The 13,989-nt window shown below is 71.9% G+C and carries 14 protein-coding genes; 7 read left to right on the top strand and 7 right to left on the bottom strand.

Translation table 11 applies throughout. The annotated features are described in order from the left end of the window. The first annotated feature begins 71 nt into the window (after positions 1 to 71). Both Saso_RS09420 and Saso_RS09415 read left to right on the top strand, forming a co-directional pair. Positions 72 to 1,043 (top strand): LLM class F420-dependent oxidoreductase, encoded by a 972-nt coding sequence (locus tag Saso_RS09420; RefSeq protein WP_189922304.1) that lies wholly within the window; start codon positions 72 to 74, stop codon positions 1,041 to 1,043. A gap of 121 nt (positions 1,044 to 1,164) precedes the next feature. Then, positions 1,165 to 2,229 carry a hypothetical protein gene (locus Saso_RS09415; protein ID WP_189922306.1) on the top strand — a complete coding sequence of 355 codons (1,065 nt, stop codon included), beginning with the start codon at positions 1,165 to 1,167 and terminating at the stop codon, positions 2,227 to 2,229. A 9-nt stretch (positions 2,230 to 2,238) separates the two neighbouring features. On the opposite strand, the gene Saso_RS09410 is transcribed toward Saso_RS09415, so the two are convergent. The 5 genes from Saso_RS09410 to Saso_RS09390 all read right to left on the bottom strand — a co-directional run bounded on the left by Saso_RS09410 (position 2,239) and on the right by Saso_RS09390 (position 7,346). Beyond that, positions 2,239 to 2,736, bottom strand: a complete 498-nt coding sequence (locus Saso_RS09410; RefSeq protein ID WP_189922308.1) for a DUF6328 family protein — start codon at positions 2,734 to 2,736, stop codon at positions 2,239 to 2,241. Between the two features lie 95 nt (positions 2,737 to 2,831). Continuing rightward, positions 2,832 to 3,815, bottom strand: a complete 984-nt coding sequence (locus Saso_RS09405) for an aldo/keto reductase (RefSeq protein WP_189922310.1) — start codon at positions 3,813 to 3,815, stop codon at positions 2,832 to 2,834. A 12-nt stretch (positions 3,816 to 3,827) separates the two neighbouring features. Then, positions 3,828 to 4,541, bottom strand: a complete 714-nt coding sequence (locus tag Saso_RS09400) for a TetR/AcrR family transcriptional regulator (protein ID WP_189922312.1) — start codon at positions 4,539 to 4,541, stop codon at positions 3,828 to 3,830. Beyond that, positions 4,538 to 6,022 (bottom strand): MFS transporter, encoded by a 1,485-nt coding sequence (locus Saso_RS09395; RefSeq protein WP_189922314.1) that lies wholly within the window; start codon positions 6,020 to 6,022, stop codon positions 4,538 to 4,540. The genes Saso_RS09400 and Saso_RS09395 overlap by 4 nt, the downstream gene beginning before the upstream one ends. A 112-nt stretch (positions 6,023 to 6,134) precedes the next feature. Then, positions 6,135 to 7,346: an FAD-dependent monooxygenase gene (locus Saso_RS09390; RefSeq protein ID WP_189922316.1), complete on the bottom strand. Its 1,212-nt coding sequence runs from the start codon at positions 7,344 to 7,346 to the stop codon at positions 6,135 to 6,137. A 356-nt stretch (positions 7,347 to 7,702) separates the two neighbouring features. On the opposite strand from Saso_RS09390, the gene melC1 reads away from it, so the two are divergent. The 3 genes from melC1 (at position 7,703) to Saso_RS09375 (ending at position 9,503) form a co-directional block, all read left to right on the top strand. Further along, positions 7,703 to 8,071, top strand: coding sequence for an apotyrosinase chaperone MelC1 (gene melC1, locus Saso_RS09385; RefSeq protein WP_189922318.1), 369 nt, complete (start codon positions 7,703 to 7,705; stop codon positions 8,069 to 8,071). Positions 8,072 to 8,122: 51 nt separating this feature from the next. After that, a complete protein-coding gene (gene melC2 / locus Saso_RS09380) occupies positions 8,123 to 8,947 on the top strand; it encodes a tyrosinase MelC2 (protein WP_189922320.1) in 825 nt (274 codons plus the stop codon). Positions 8,948 to 9,050: 103 nt separating this feature from the next. After that, a complete protein-coding gene (locus tag Saso_RS09375) occupies positions 9,051 to 9,503 on the top strand; it encodes an SRPBCC family protein (RefSeq protein WP_189922322.1) in 453 nt (150 codons plus the stop codon). Between the two features lie 15 nt (positions 9,504 to 9,518). Here Saso_RS09375 and Saso_RS09370 read toward each other — a convergent pair whose 3' ends face one another. Beyond that, positions 9,519 to 10,238, bottom strand: coding sequence for a ribonuclease H family protein (locus Saso_RS09370; RefSeq protein ID WP_189922324.1), 720 nt, complete (start codon positions 10,236 to 10,238; stop codon positions 9,519 to 9,521). A gap of 53 nt (positions 10,239 to 10,291) precedes the next feature. Then, a complete protein-coding gene (locus Saso_RS09365; protein WP_189922326.1) occupies positions 10,292 to 11,092 on the bottom strand; it encodes a VOC family protein in 801 nt (266 codons plus the stop codon). 310 nt (positions 11,093 to 11,402) lie between these two features. Between Saso_RS09365 and Saso_RS09360 the strand changes: the two genes are divergently transcribed. Together Saso_RS09360 and Saso_RS09355 are read left to right on the top strand one after the other, a co-directional pair. Beyond that, positions 11,403 to 12,845, top strand: coding sequence for a family 2B encapsulin nanocompartment shell protein (locus Saso_RS09360; RefSeq protein WP_189922328.1), 1,443 nt, complete (start codon positions 11,403 to 11,405; stop codon positions 12,843 to 12,845). A 17-nt stretch (positions 12,846 to 12,862) separates the two neighbouring features. Then, entirely contained in the window at positions 12,863 to 13,915 is a 1,053-nt protein-coding gene (locus Saso_RS09355) for a family 2 encapsulin nanocompartment cargo protein terpene cyclase (RefSeq protein ID WP_189922330.1), read from the top strand. The last annotated feature ends 74 nt before the right edge of the window (positions 13,916 to 13,989 follow it).

Here is a 13,989-nt window from a genome sequence, read left to right as displayed (position 1 = left end):
GCCGCGCCCCAGGCCCCTTTCGGTTCACCGGCGGCCCGTTTCCGCCTCCGGGGTGCGGGGACTCGGCCCGCATGGTGCAAATCGGATACACGATGATGACCGAGCAGGCCGGTCCCCGTGACCTGGTCGACCATGTGGTGCGCGCCGAGGAGGCGGGGTTCGACTTCTCGGTGACCTCGGACCACTACTTCCCGTGGCTGCGTGCGCAGGGCCACTCCCCGTACGCGTGGAGCGTGCTCGGCGCCGCCGCGCAGGCGACGTCACGCATTCCGCTGATGACGTACGTGACGTGTCCGACGTTCCGCTACCACCCGGCGGTGGTGGCCCAGAAGGCCGCCACGATGCAGCTGCTGTCCGAGGGACGCTTCCGGCTGGGCCTGGGCTCCGGGGAGAACCTCAACGAACACGTGGTGGGCGGCGGCTGGCCCTCCGTGGACGTGCGGCACGAGATGTTCGAGGAGGCCCTGGAGATCATCCGGGCGCTCTTCGAGGGCGGACACGTCACGCGGCACGGCACCCACTACGACGTGGAGTCGGCGCGGTTGTGGGACCTGCCCGACGAGCCGCCGCCGATCGGTGTCGCCGTCTCCGGTGAGCGGTCCTGCCGGCTCGCGGGGCGGCTGGCGGACCTCGTGATCGCCACCGAACCCGAGGCGCGTCTGCTGGAGGCGTTCGACCGCCACGGCGGCGAGGGCAAGCCGCGCGTGGGACAGCTGCCGGTCTGCCACGACGCCGACCGGGACTCGGCGGTGGAGCGGGCGCACGCCCAGTTCCGCTGGTTCGCCAGTGGCTGGAAGGTCAACTCCGAACTGCCCCACCCGGACTCCTTCGAGGCGGCGACCCGGTTCGTCACACCCGACGACGTGGCGTCCTCGATCCCCTGCGGCGACGACCCCGACGACTTCGTGGAGGCCGTACGGCCCTACGTGGAGGCCGGGTTCACCGAGATCGCCCTGGTGCAGATCGGCGGCGACTCCCAGCCCGCCTATCTGGACTGGTCGGAGAAGACGCTGCTGCCCGCGCTGCGCGGCGCCTTCGGCTGACCGGCCGCCCGGCCGGCCCGCGGGTCCGGCGGGGTCCGGCCCAGGGACGCGTATAGGCTGCCGGTCCCGGACTCCCGCGGTGCCGATCCCGCGGCCGGCGGCCTGTGGAGGAGAGTCACCCGTGACCCTGGCGATCGACCTGCCCGAGACGGACTCCGAGGCGCACGCCGAGGTGTCCCCCGCACCGCTGTCCGACCTCGTGGCGCGGGACGCCCGCGAGTTCGGCGTCTACGCGCGGACCGGCGGGTGGGCCTTCGGCCTGATGGTGGCCCGCAGCGTGCGCCCGGGCGGGCAGGGCGCGGACGAGACGCCGAAGGTGTCGGCGAAGGAGTTCGCCGGGCTGGCCGGCTGCTCCGCCGAGCGCGTCATGCGGTACTACAAGGCCTGGGACCGGGCCGCCGACGACGGTCTCGTCCCGCACTTCGAGGAGCTGGCTCCCGGCCAGGAGGTCGAGCTGCCGGACGCCGAGGTCTGGCTGACGTACTACGTCTCGCGCTCCGGCGCGGCCTCCGAGCGGGGCACCGCGATCGCCGAGGCGGCCGCCGCGGAGGGCATCCGCCCGACCAAGGCGCTCGAGGTGGCCGAGAACCCCACGGCGCTGCGGGCGGCGATCCTCGCCGACCCCTCCACCGCCCGCGCGGCCCGCTCCGCCCTGCTGGACCGGATCAAGGAGGACCCCGACCTCCAGGCGGAGCTGGCCCGGGACGTCGTGCGCACCGACGATCTCAAGAAGGCCGTGGCCACCGAGAGCCGCTCGGCCGACCGCATCGGCTATGTGCGCCAGATCGCCGAGTCGGGTCTGATCAAGACCCCCGCCGGGCAGACCGTCGACGCTCCCGCCGAGCTGCGGCAGGAGGCCGAGCGCCATCTGTCGCTGCTCGACGAGCTGGACGACGACGAGGACTGCGGCGAGTGGGCGAGCGAGGCCTACGACACCATGAAGACCCTGGTCGTGGAGACCGTCGAGGCCGACCCCGAACTGCGCGTGCAGGAGCGGCGCACGAAGTTCTACAGCAGTCTCCAGCGGGTGACCAAGGTCTTCGAGGAGCTCACCTTCGACGACGTCGACGCGCAGGACTTCTACGAGGACGACATGGTCCAGCAGCTGGAGGAGCTCCAGCAGGCGATCGGCAGCTGCCTCACCGCGCTGCGCGGCGCCCGGGGCGCGGCTCCCGCGGCGCAGTAGTGCGGCAGGTCAGTCCGTGGTGTAGCGGCGCCGGGTCCACAGCGGCAGCACGAACCAGCACAGCCCGTACCACGCGACCACGGACGCGACGAGCCACGGGACGAACGCGTCGTGGGTGGCCACCCGCAGGATCAGCAGCAGCGAGGAGGTCATGGTGGCGAGGAGCAGGAGCAGGCCGACGAAGGTCAGCCTGGACGCCACCCGCACCGCCTGCGGCTTGACCCGGCGCCCGGAGACCAGGCGGTGCAGCGACACGGGCCCTATGAGGGCGCCGGTCGCGCACGCGCCCAGCACCACGGTCACGATGTAGATGACCTGGTCGACGTCCTGGAGGTCCGCGTAGCGCGGGGTGAACACGACGGTCAGCAGGAACCCGAAGAGGATCTGTACACCCGTCTGGGCGACGCGGATCTCCTGGATGAGCTCCCCCCACATCCGGTCCGCTCTCTCCTCCTCGGTCTCGTTCCGCCCCGTGCGCCGCTCGGCTCTCGTCGCCGTCTCCGTCACCTTTACCGCCTCCCGGTCCCGAGTGGTCGTTCGACCCCCTCGAGACCGCGAGTACCCCGGGAACGGCGCTTCGTGCCGGTCGGTCCCGGACCGGTCTACCAGCGGTTCTCGACCTGTTCGCGGATGCGCCGGTCGTAGAGGTCGCGGACGGCCGCGAGGGTCTCCTCGGACAGCTCCGGGAGCCGGCCTGCGGCCGCGTTGGCGCGCGCCTGCTCGGGCGAGCGGGCACCCGGGATGACGGTGGTGACGCCGGGCTGCTGGACGATCCAGCGCAGCGCGAGCTGGGCCGGCGTGTATCCCTGCGGGGCGAGGGCCGCGAACTCGACGGCCGCCTCGACGCCGGTGGTGTAGTCGACGCCGGAGAAGGTCTCGCCCTGGTCGAAGGCCTCGCCGTGCCGGTTGTAGGTGCGGTGGTCGTTCTCCGGGAAGACGGTGTCCTTGGTGTACTTGCCGGAGAGCAGACCCGAGGCGAGCGGGACGCGGGCGATGATGCCGACGCCGGCCGCGCGGGCGGCGGGGAGCACCTCGTACAGGGGCTTCATCCGGAACGGGTTGAGGATGATCTGCACGCTGGCGACGCCCGGCCGGGCGATGGCGGTGAGGGCCTCGGCGGAGGTCTCGACGCTGACGCCGTAGTGCGCGATGCGCTCCTCCTCGACGAGGGTGTCGAGTGCGTCGAACACCTCGTCGCTGGAGTAGACCGGGGTGGGCGGGCAGTGCAGCTGCACCAGGTCGACACGGTCCACGCCGAGGTTGCGGCGGGAGCGGTCGTTCCAGGCGCGGAAGTTGTCCAGGACGTAGTTCTCGGGGATCTGGTCGACGCGGCGGCCCATCTTGGTGGCGACCAGCACGTGCAGATCGGGGCGGCCGCTGAGGAAGGCGGCGATGGTCTGCTCGCTGCGTCCGTCCCCGTAGACGTCGGCGGTGTCGAAGAAGGTCACCCCCGACTCGGCCGCCGCCTCCAGGACCGCCAGGGCCTCCTTGTCGTCGACGTCTCCCCAGTCGGCGCCCAGCTGCCAGGTGCCGAGACCGATCACCGATGCGTGCTGACCGGACCTACCGAATTCGCGCTCGTCCATGGGGCCAGTCTGTCACCCGTCGTGATCCGGCGCGGAACCGGTCGCTCCGGGCCCGCGTCCGCCCGGCTGCTCCGGCCGCGCCGGACCGGTGCTCTCCCGCACGGGGTCGAGGTGGGCCTGCACGGTGGGCCCGTACCGGTCGACGATGTCCTCGATCGGCGTGCGCCGCAGCTCGCTCCCGCGGGCGATGCCGAACATCACGCCGAGGCCGAGCAGCGCGGCGACGGCGAGTTCGGCGCGCAGGCCCGGGTCGGGGCCGGTGAGGCGGGCGGCCAGGCGTTCGGTGACCTGGGCACGGAAGTTGGCCCGCAGCACGTCGCCGTGGTCGCCGTGCAGGGGCGCGAACACGATGCGCAGCACGGGGTCGGCGCCCCGCTCGCGCTGGCCGGCCACCACATGGCGGACCATGTGCCGGCCCAGTTCCGCCGACGGGGCGTCGAGCACGGCGTCGGCGTCCTCCTCGAAGGACATCACCCGCGCGAACAGGGCGTCCTTGTTGCCGAAGTACTTCACGACCAGCGGCGCGCTCACCCCGGCGCGTTCGGCGACGGCCTTGAGCGTGATGTCGGCGTGCGCCCGGCGGGCGAGGAGGTACCGGGCGGCGCGCAGGATCGCCGCCCTCGTCGTCTCGGCGTCACGCCGGGCGGGCGCGGGCGGGCCGTCGGCGGACGGGTCGGGTGCGGGACCGTCGGCGAAGGCGTCGAGAGGAGTGCTCACGACACTCATGCTCCCTCCAGGGCCGCGTCGCCGACGGAGCGGGTTCGGTCACGGGCGCGCCGGGTGCCGCCGGGCGTGGAGTCGCCGGGGATGGAGAGGGCCACCGCGCAGGCGGCCAGCGCCACCGCTCCCGCGATGCCGAACGCCAGCAGGTAGCCGTGCAGGGTCGGCACCGGAGCTCCGCCGACGAGGCTGGTGTGGTGCACCAGGACCGCGGCGACGGCGGCGCTGGAGGTGGCCTGGCCGATCGTGCGCATGAGGACGTTGAAGCCGTTCGCCGAGGCGGTCTGGCCGGGCGGCACGGCCCGCAGGATCAGCGAGGGCAGCGCCGAGTACGCGAGCGTGGTCCCGGTCGCCACGACCGTCGCCCCCACCATGATCATCCACAGTTCGTGACTGTCGACGATGCGTACCGCGTACCCGGACGCGATGACGACGGCGCCGAGGGCGAGGGTGATCCGCGGGCCGCGCGCCTCGGAGATGCGCGCGGAGAGCGGTGAGAAGAGCAGCATGGTGAGGCCGCCGGGCAGCAGGCACAGGCCGGTCTGGACGATGGAGAGCCCGAGCCCGTAGCCGCTCGCCTCGGGCGCCTGCACCAGTTGGGCGGTCACCAGGGAGTTGGCGTAGAAGGCGAAGCCGGTCAGGAGCGCCGCGACGTGGGAGAGCCCGACCCGCGGCCGTGACACCAGCCGCAGGTCCACCAGCGGCTGCGGCGCGCGCAGCTGGTACCACCACCACAGGGCCAGCACGGTCACGGAGGCGAGGAACAGGCCCGCGATCCGGGCGCTCCCCCAGCCCCACTGACCGCCCTGGGACACGGCGAGGAGCAGCGTGATCAGCCCGGCCGCCAGGCCGAGCGCCCCGGGGACGTCGAAGCGGCCGGGCTCGCGCACGGGCGATTCCGGGACCGCCCACCGGATCAGCCCGACCCCGGTCGCGCCGAGCGCGGCGGTCACCCAGAACATCACGTGCCAGTCGGCGTACTGCACGACCACCGCCGCGGCCGGCAGTCCCAGGGCGGCGCCGATGCCCACCGTGGAGCTCATCAGCGCCACGGCCGATCCCCGGCGCTCGGGCGGGAGTTCGTCGCGCAGGATGCTGATGGACAGCGGGACGACGGAGGACGCGGCGCCCTGGAGGGCGCGGGCGGCGATCAGCACGCCGATGTCGGAGGTCAGGGCGCAGATCACCGACCCGGCGGCCATCAGGGCGAACGAGACGAGCAGCACCCGCCGTTTGCCGTACATGTCCCCGGCCCGCCCGAGCACGGGGGTGAGCACCGCTCCGGACAGCAGCGAGGCCGTCAGCGTCCAGGAGACCGCGCCGGCCGAGGCGCCGGTGAGCCGGGGCAGGTCGGGCAGCAGCGGGACGACGACGGTCTGCATGACGGCCATGAGGATGCCGCAGTACGCCAGGACCGGGATGACGAGCCGGGCCCGTGGACCGGTGGCCCCGCGGTCCGGGGCGGGTATCGGGGCGGGCGACACCATGGGCACTCCAGCGGCCTGCGGCGAACGGGAAAAGAGGTGAATGGCAATTCACCGTAGCAGTGAATCGCCATTCACCCCAGGGTCGCTTTCGGCAGGGGAAGGGCCTTCCGGGCTACTTCCGGGAGGTCAGCACCCTGGTGTGCGCGCCGCGCGCCAGTTTCGGGCCGAGCCAGCGCTTGAGCCTGCGCAGGGCTTCCATCCGCCCGGCCGCCCGGTCCAGCCGGTAGTACAGCTGGGGCGGGACATAGGGCAGCAGGGGCGAGTGCCGCTGGCCGAGGAGCGCGAACATGTGCTCCGGGGGGAGGTGGATGTAGCGGGTGAGGTTCTCGTACCACTGGGCGCTGTAGCGGGCGGCGCTCTGCTGGGAGAGCAGGGCGGACTTGCGCTCCTGCTGGTAGCGGGCGAGCGCCTGCGGGAGGCCGGGGCTCTCGCGCAGGGCGTCCGCGAGGGCGATGGCGTCCTCCAGGGCGAGGGTGGTGCCGGCGCCGATCGAGTAGTGCGTGGTGTGGGCGGCGTCGCCGAGAAGGACGAGATTGCCGCGGTACCAGGCCCGGTTGGTGAGCGTGCGGAAGGTCAGCCACTGCGTGCCGCCGTCGGCGGCGGGGCGGCCGATCAGCGGGTGCCCGTCGAGGATGTGCGCGAAGAGCTTCTCCAGCCGGGCCAGTCGGTCGCCCTCGTCCGCCCGGTCGAGCCCGAGTCCGGCCAGGGTCTCGGGGGCGCACTCGATGACACAGGTGCTCTGTTCGTCGCTGAAGGGGTAGCCGTAGCACCAGATCCAGCCGTGGCCGGTCTCCACGAACGCGAAGGTGAAGGAGTCGAAGACCTTGGTGGTGCCGAGCCAGACGTAGGAGTTGCGCCCCGGGGTGAGTTCGGCGCCGAAGTCCTCCGCGTGGCGGGTGCGCAGGGCGCTGTGGACGCCGTCGCCGGCCACGACGAGGTCGGCGTCCGGGAGGTTCCCGGCATTCACCTCGCTCTCGAACTCCAGCCGCACGCCCAGGGCACGGGCACGAGCGGCGAGGATCTCCAGCAGTCTGTGGCGGCCGATGCCGTGCCCTTCGTCACCCGGCTGACGGGTGGCCAGGTCGCCCACGTGGGCGACGCCCTGGGTCCAGCGCACCGAGTGCTCCTCGATCGCGCGCGCCGACTCGGGGTCGCAGGCCCGCAGCCGGTCGAGGAGCCCCTGCCAGTAGGTGACACCCCAGCCGTAGGTCGAGCCCTCGGGGTTGCGCTCGTGGACGGTGACCTCGTGGGAGGGGTCCTGTCGCTTGAGCAGGATGGAGAGATACAGGCCGGCGGGCCCGCCGCCGACGCAGGCGACCTTCACGCGCACTCCCAGGAGTTACCAGACGTGTTCGATTGACGACGCAGGGTAGCAGGGCCGCCTCCCCCTTCACGGACACCCCACCTGCCCGATCACGCCACTTTCCCCACGTGGGCCACACCACGGCACGGGGAGCGGCGAGCGAAAGATCACCGGAAGTGGTCTCCGGACGGAAAGGAATTGCCCCTTCCGCACAGCGGAGGCACCGATCCACGACAAGATCATCTTCTTTTAATATTGCACGACATGTAATTGATTGTCCGGATCGCAGCCAACCCCCGCCGGGCGATTTCTCCCTTTCTCCCGCGGATCGATAGGCATACGGGGTCGTCAACCGAACGCACCCCAGGAGGTCCCGCATGCCGGAACTCAGCCGTCGTCGCGCACTCGCCGCGGCGGCCGTCGTCGCCGGAGCCCCGCTCGCCGCCGCCACCGCCGCCCGCGCCGCCGACCACCACCACGACTCCCCCGGCTCGCCGGCCCCCTTCGACGAGGTCTACCGGGGCCGCCGGATACAGGGCCGCGCCGCCACCGGAGGCGGCCACCACCACGGCGGCGGCTACGCCGTGTACGTCGACGGGGCCGAACTGCACGTGATGCGCAACGCCGACGGCACCTGGATCAGTGTCGTCAGCCACTACGACCCGGTGCCCGACCCGCGGGCCGCCGCCCGGGCCGCGGTCGACGAGCTCCAGGGCGCCCGGCTCGTACCGTTCCCCGCCGGCTGACCGCCGCCCACCGGCCGACCCGCCCCACCCCGCACCCTTGGAGCACCGCACATGACCGTCCGCAAGAACCAGGCGTCCCTGTCAGCCGACGAGAAGCGCCGGTTCGTCGCCGCCGTCCTCGAACTCAAGCGCAGCGGCCGCTACGACGCCTTCGTCACCACCCACAACGGCTTCATCATGGGTGACACCGACAACGGCGAGCGCACCGGCCACCGTTCGCCGTCCTTCCTGCCCTGGCACCGCAGATTCCTGCTCGAGTTCGAGCGGGCCCTCCAGTCGGTGGACGCCTCGGTGGCCCTGCCGTACTGGGACTGGTCCACCGACCGCTCCCCGCGCTCCTCGCTCTGGGCGCCGGACTTCCTCGGCGGCACCGGCCGCAGCCGGGACGGCCAGGTGATGGACGGCCCGTTCGCCGCGTCGGCAGGCAACTGGACGGTCAACGTCCGTGTGGACGGCCGTACTTACCTCAGGCGCTCGCTGGGCACCGCCGTCCGCGAACTGCCCACGCCGGGCGAGGTCGACTCGGTGCTGTCGATGGCGACCTACGACATGGCGCCCTGGAACAGCGCCTCCGACGGTTTCCGCAACCATCTCGAGGGCTGGCGCGGGGTCAACCTGCACAACCGGGTGCACGTCTGGGTCGGCGGGCAGATGGCGACCGGGGTCTCCCCCAACGACCCGGTGTTCTGGCTGCACCACGCCTACATCGACAAGCTGTGGGCCCGCTGGCAGCGGCGGCACCCGGGCTCCGCGTACGTGCCGGGCGGCGGGACACCGAACGTCGTCGACCTCCACGAGAGCATGAAGCCGTGGAACGACACCACCCCGGCGGACCTCCTCGACCACACCTCCCACTACACCTTCGACACCGACTGACCGCCTTTCGCCGGTTTGCCGCGCAGGCCACGGGTACCCGCGACGGACAGCAGCGACGAGCGAAACGACGAGTCGCATCACGAGCACGAAGGAGGACACGATCGTGTCGCAGGTCGAGGAATCCATCGAGGTCGGCGTGCCGGTGCACACCGCCTACAACCAGTGGACGCAGTTCGAGACGTTCCCGCAGTTCATGAGCGGGGTGGACCGCATCGAGCAGCGCACCGACACCCTCACCCACTGGGTGACCAGTGTGAACGGCGTGCACCGGGAGTTCGACGCCGAGATCACCGAGCAGATCCCGGACGAACGGGTCGCCTGGACCACGATCTCCGGCGAGGCCGAGCAGGCCGGCGTCGTGACGTTCCACCGTCTCGACGACAGCCACACCAAGGTGATGCTCCAGCTGGACTTCCAGCCGGAGGGCCTGGCCGAGACCGTCGGCGACAAGCTGGGCTTCGTCAAGCGCCAGACCAAGGGTGACCTGGAGCGCTTCAAGACGTTCATCGAGGACCGCGGTCTGGAGACCGGCGGCTGGCGCGGCGCGGTGGTGTGACCGCCGGTACGCCGCTCAGCCCGCGTCGGCGTCCGCCGTACGGCACTGCGGGTGACCCCAGCCCTGCGCGTTCTTGGCGATGTCCTCGCCCGCCGCGTACGGGCGGCCGCACACACAGCGGCCGGGGAACTTGGCCTTGATCGTGCGTGCCGCCGAACCACCGCTCCGCCGGGGGGCCTTGCCCCCGGTGGAGCGGTTCGTTCCGGCACCGGACCGCCCCTTCGGGGTGTCCGGCGAGGCCGGCGGCTCGGGGGAACCCAGGTCGCTGCCGGCCGGCTGCTGGACGACCGCCGCCTGGCTCGCGGCGCGGTCGGCGAAGTCGTTGAGCGGGTCGCCGTCGACCTGGTGGGCGGGGACGTAGCGGAAGTCGACCGTGCGGCCGCCGAGCAGTTCGTCGATGCGCACGACCAGCTCCTGGTTGGCCACGGGCTTGCCGGCGGACGTCTTCCAGCCGTTGCGCTTCCAGCCCGGCAGCCAGGTGGTGACGGCCTTCATGGCGTACTGGGAGTCCATCCGCACCTCGAGCGGGACGCCCGGGTCCGTCGACGCCAGCAGGCGTTCCAGCGCGGTGAGTTCGGCGATGTTGTTGGTCGCCCGGCCGAGCGGCCCCGCCTCCCAGCGGGCCGGCGTCTCCGTGTCGTCCGCGACCACCCAGGCCCAGCCCGCGGGTCCCGGATTTCCCTTCGAGGCCCCGTCGCACGCGGCCACCACTCGTTCACGCATGCGCCCGATCATGCCACGCCCCCGCGAGGCGCTCCGCCGCACCCGCGGGACGCCGGGAGCACGCCCTAGGTCACGTCCGCGGTCTTCGGCATGGCTCCCGCGGTGGTGGTGACGTCGATCACCGAGAAGCTCGCGCCCTGCGGGTCGCTGATCGCCGCGAAACGTCCGAACGGGGTGTCCATGGGCCCGAAGCGCAGGACCCCGCCGAGTCCGGTGGCCCGGGCCACGGCCTCGTCGCAGTCGGGGACCGTGAAGTACACGTTGATGTAGGACGGCACCTCGGGCGGGAACTCCTGGGTCATCTTCATACGGCCCAGAACCGTGTCGCCGCCGATGTCGAACATACGGAAGTCGACCGCGTCGTCCTGGATCTGCTTGGCCGTGTAGGGGAACACGGCCGGCAGGAAGGCGTCCGTCCTCTCCGGCTCACGGGTGAAGACCTCGGCCCAGCAGTACGCCCCGGGCTGCTCGGGCGGCGCCTCGAAGCCCTCGTGGACGCCCGCCTGCCACACGCCGAACACCGCGCCGCTCGGCTCACGGGCGAGGCACATCGTGCCGAACTCGCCGACCTGCATCGGCTCCATCAGCACCTCGCCGCCGTGCTCCCGGATCCTGGCCGCGGTCGCGGCGGCGTCCGGGGAGGCGAAGTACAGGCACCACTGCGCGTGCCCCTCCTGACCGGACATCGGCGGGACGACGGCGGCGACCGCCTTGCCGTCCGCGTACGCCTGGGTGTAGTTACCGTACTCGGACGACGACTCGCCGAAGGTCCAGCCCAGGACCTCGGAGTAGAACGCCTTGGCACCCTCCACGTCGCCGAACATCGCGTCGGCCCAACAGGGGATTCCCTCTGCTCGTACGGCCATGACCCAGCCCTCCGTGTGATGGACGGTCCGGTTCCTCACGCTAGTCACCCGGCCGCCGGCCCGCGCGCCGAACGGGGGTGACCGGGTGTGACCCCTGCGCGCTCCGGCGCACGGGAGCACAGGAGAGGAGCGGTCGCACTCGCGAGGCGCCGTCCGCCCCAACCGGCAGGTTTGCACCCCGCGGGGCACGAAGCCGCCCCCCGCACGCCGTACCCCGCCGTCACTCAGCGTGTTTGGCTGATGCACGCGGAGTACCGGCCGCAGCTCGCGGACGTACCGCGCTCCTCTCCGCGCACTTTCTGGAGGTCATGTGTCCACACCGGACAGCGCCACCGGCCCCGTCCTGGACGATCCCGCCCCCGAGCCCTCCGCCGAGGAGCGGCTCACCAGCCTCAGCACCCGGGCGGCCCGCCAGCTCGCCACGACCCACAAGTCCGCACCGCAGATGCAGGCGATCAGTTCGCGCTGGCTGCTGCGCATGCTGCCCTGGGTCGACGTGAAGGGCGGCACGTACCGGGTCAACCGGCGGCTCCAACTGCGCGTCGGCCGGGGGCGGGTGCAGTTCGAGCACAACGGCGCGGACGACATCCGGGTCGTCCCGCAGACCCTCACCGAACTGCCCGTGCTGCGCGGCTACTCCGACAACGGCACCCTCGCGGAGCTGTCCTCGCGCTTCCGGATGCGCGAGGTCCGGGCGGGCCAGGTCGTGTTCGAGGCCGGGCAGCCGGTCACGGAGACCTATCTCGTGGTGCACGGCCGGTTCACCCGCTTCACCGCCGGCAAGTACGGCGGCGAGGAGATCGTCGGGGTGGTCTCGGGCGGCGACCAGCTCGGCGACGAGGCCGTCGGACAGGACGACCCGCTGTGGCTGACCTCGGTGCGCGCGGAGACCTCGGGCGTCCTGCTGGCCCTGCCCTGGGACGACCTGCGCGAGTTCCTCGGGCGCGTCCCGTCCCTCGCCGCCCATCTGGAGGCCTACGCCGCCCGGCAGCGGCTGCCGATGAACCGCAAGGGCGAGGCCGAACTGCCGGTACAGGCCGGCCACAGCGGCGAACCGACCCTGTCCGGCGGCTTCGTCGACTACGAACTCTCCCCGCGTGAATACGAGTTGTCACTGACCCAGACGGTGCTGAAGGTCCACACCCGGGTCGCCGACCTCTACAACAACCCGATGAACCAGACCGAGGAGCAACTGCGCCTGACCGTCGAGGAGATCCGCGAACGGCAGGAGTGGGAGCTGGTCAACAACCGGGAGTTCGGGCTGCTGCACAACGCCGACCACTCCCAGCGCATCAGCACCTTCACCGGGCCGCCGACCCCGGACGACATGGACGAACTGCTGTCGATGCGGCGCAAGACCAAGCTGTTCCTCGCCCACCCCAAGGCGATCGCGGCCTTCTTCCGGCAGTGCAACCGGCGCGGTCTGACACCGGGCACCGCCACCGTCGAGGGCCACGAGATCCCGGCCTGGCGCGGGGTGCCGATCTTTCCCTGCAACAAGATCCCGATCAGCCCGCAGCACACCAGCAGCATCCTCGCGCTGCGCACCGGCGAGGCCGACCAGGGGGTCGTCGGCCTGTACCGGACGGGTCTGCCCGAGGAGTTCCAACCGGGCCTGAACGTACGGTTCATGGGGATCGACGCCAACTCGATCATCCGCTACCTGGTCACCGCCTACTACTCGATGGCCCTGCTCGTGCCGGACGCGGCGGGAGTCCTAGAGAACGTCCAGATCGGCCGCACGGCCGAGTGACGGCCGGGGAGTCCACGATGAGCACGCCCGCGCGCACCGAAAGCGCGCTGCCCGGCCCGCCGAACCTCGCCCGCAGCCTGCGGGCCCGGCGCGGCGGGGCGATCCCCGGCCTGCGCCACCGCGCGGCCGAGCCCGCCGACCCGCGCAAGGCCGCGGAGGTCGACCGCAGGCTGGAGGCGTGGGCCCGCGGCCTCGATCTGTTCCCGGCGGCCTGGAACGGGGACTTCGCGGGCTTCCAGGTCGGCCGGGCGGTGGTGCTCCAGCATCCGCGCGCCCTCGACGTCGACCGCCTCACGGGGGCCGGGAAGCTGCTGCTCGCGGAGAACATCGTCGACAGCTGCTACTGCGAGGAGGACGAGGGCCGGGGCGCGTCCCGCAGCGGGCTCGGCGGCCGGCTCGTCCTCGCGCAGTCGGCGCTCGACCCGTTCCACGGCACGCCCGAGATGGAGGAGGAGTGGCGGCACGGGGTGCAGGCGGACGGCCCGCTGCGCTCGTACCACTGGGCGCTGAAGGACTACGCGGCGTTCGCCACACCGAGTCAGACGGACCGGTTCGTGCACGACATCGCCCGGCTGCACCTGGGATACCTGGCCGAGGCCGCCTGGGCGCAGACCCGGTACACGCCCCGCGTGTGGGAGTACCTGGTGATGCGGCAGTTCAACAACTTCCGGCCGTGTCTGTCGATCGTCGACGCCGTCGACGGCTACGAACTGCCCGAGGCGCTCTACGCCCGGCCCGAGATCCAGCGCGTCACGGCGCTGGCCTGCAACGCCACCACCATCGTCAACGACCTGTACTCCTTCACCAAGGAGCTGGCCGGCGATCCCACCCACCTGAACCTGCCGCAGGTCGTCGCCGCCGCCGACCGCCGAGGGCTGAAGGCCGCCTATCTGAAGTCGGTCGACATCCACAACGCGGTCATGGCGTCGTTCGAGGAGGAGGCCGCCCTGCTCGCCGCCACCTCCCCGCTCCTGGAGCGCTACACGCGCGGCCTGTCGGACTGGGTGGCCGGCAACCACGAGTGGCACGCGACCAACACCCACCGCTACCACCTGCCCGACTACTGGTGACCGCCGACCTCTCGGGCCTTCGTCCCCGGTCGTCCTTCCGAAGCACAGCATCCGAAGCACAGCACCATGAGGAG

The sequence above is a fragment of the Streptomyces asoensis genome (assembly GCF_016860545.1).
GTDB lineage: Bacteria > Actinomycetota > Actinomycetes > Streptomycetales > Streptomycetaceae > Streptomyces > Streptomyces asoensis.
This window is presented reverse-complemented; position numbering and strand designations above follow the sequence as displayed.